The organism is Bifidobacterium leontopitheci (assembly GCF_009193355.1).
Taxonomy (GTDB): domain Bacteria; phylum Actinomycetota; class Actinomycetes; order Actinomycetales; family Bifidobacteriaceae; genus Bifidobacterium; species Bifidobacterium leontopitheci.
The window spans coordinates 1-1,564 of record NZ_WBVT01000078.1; the positions used below are offsets into that span (position 1 = coordinate 1).

A 1,564-nucleotide genomic window follows, 5' to 3' on the forward strand; every position below is an offset into this window, starting at 1 on the left:
TGTAATGTCTCGGGGCATGAATGACGCATGTGTCGGGGCATGGTTGACGGTATGTCCTGGGGCATGGTTGACACATGCGTCATGTGCCTGCGTCTCACCCGTCCCCCGGTCCGGCCTTTTGCCGGGGCTGGTAGTCGCGTGAGGCGTCGAGGGGCTGGTCGACCAGCATCCGGCCGGTCTGCGCGTCCCACGCGAGGATCCGTCCCTTCTCGAGCTTGGCGGTGACCTTGCGGCCGTGGTTGGCCTTTCCCGTGTTGACGGTGCGCCTGGCGCCGGCCATGGTCATGGTGAAGCAGCCCCTGCGGTCGATGGAGAGCGTGCGTTCCGGCTCGTCGGCGCCGCACGTCACGGGCGGCCTGCGCGTTTTGCGCGGCCGTGCGCCCCGCGCGGCGCGTTCGCGTTCGCGCTCCTTCTCCTGCCTTTCGCGCCGTTCCGCCTCGGCCATCGCCGCGAGCCGGTGCCGTTCGGCGAGTTCGGGGTCGGGGCCGGCCTTGCCCTTGGCCGCGTACGCCTCGTCGGGCGTGCGCCGGCCGAGCGCGCGGTGGGGGCGTTCGGTGTTGTACACGCGCATGAACTCGGCGAGCTGGGCGTCCAGCTCGTCCAGGCTCGTGGCCTTGGGCTGCTTGCCGAGCCATTTCTTGAGGGTGCGGTGGTAGCGTTCGATCTTGCCCTGGGTCTGCGGGTGGGCCGGCCTGCCGTGCATGAAGCGCACGCCCATCGAGGCGAGCGTGCGCTCGAAGTGGTTGGGGTCGACGCTGACGAGCCGGCTGGTGTACTCGGTGCCGTTGTCGGAGAGCGCGGCCGCGGGGACGCCGTGCTCGGCGCACGTCCTGTGGAACGTGTCCTCGACGACCGTGTTGTTCACGTTCCGGAACGACCTGGCGCTCAGGAGCTTGCGGGAGTGGTCGTCGAGCCACGAGACGATCAGCGCGTCCAGCGTGGCGAGCAGCGGCCAGTGCGTGAAGTCGGACTGCCACAGCTCGTTGGGCATCCCGGCCTGGAACCGGTGCAGGCTGGACTTCGGCCGCTTGCGCGGCTCGGCCACCACGCGGCCGGACGCGACGAGGATGCGGTGGATGGTGGAGTTCGACGGCGGCTCCAGCCCCGAACGCTCCAGCCGCGCGGCGATGGATTCGGCGCCCGCGTCCAGCCCCTGGCCGTCCAGCTCGTCGCGCATCGCGACGATGCGCGCGGCCATGTCCTCGCTGGTCTTGTTGCGGATCGTGTGCGCGGCGCGCGAGCGGGGCAGCAGGCCCGTCTCGCCCTCCTGGCGCCACCTGGTGAACAGCGTGTGCGCCCACTGGCGGGACACGCCGTAGCGTCGCGCGGCGGACGCGACGGGCTCGCCGCCGGCGATGGCGGTCACGAGGGCGCGGTTGCGCAGCACGACGCCGCGTACAGCCGCCGCGGGAACGATGATGGATGCGCCGGCGCGATCGCCGGCCTGTGATGATGCGTGAGTGTCCATACACCATTGTCACCACGCACGACCGTCAACCATGCCCCAGGACATACCGTCAACCATCCGCTGACACATGCGTCAACTATCCGCTGAAGCTAAACA

1 protein-coding gene is annotated in these 1,564 nt (G+C 69.9%); it reads right to left on the reverse strand.

Annotated features, from left to right (window positions below; genetic code table 11):
* Positions 1 to 94: 94 nt before the first annotated feature.
* Positions 95 to 1,468, reverse strand: coding sequence for an IS481 family transposase (locus F7D09_RS10980; RefSeq protein ID WP_152235522.1), 1,374 nt, complete (start codon positions 1,466 to 1,468; stop codon positions 95 to 97).
* Positions 1,469 to 1,564: the final 96 nt, after the last annotated feature.

Coding starts and splice junctions, on each gene's coding strand:
- F7D09_RS10980 (WP_152235522.1), bottom strand. CDS start 1,468: ATGGACACTCACGCATCATCACAGGCCGGCGATCGCGCCGGCGCATCC.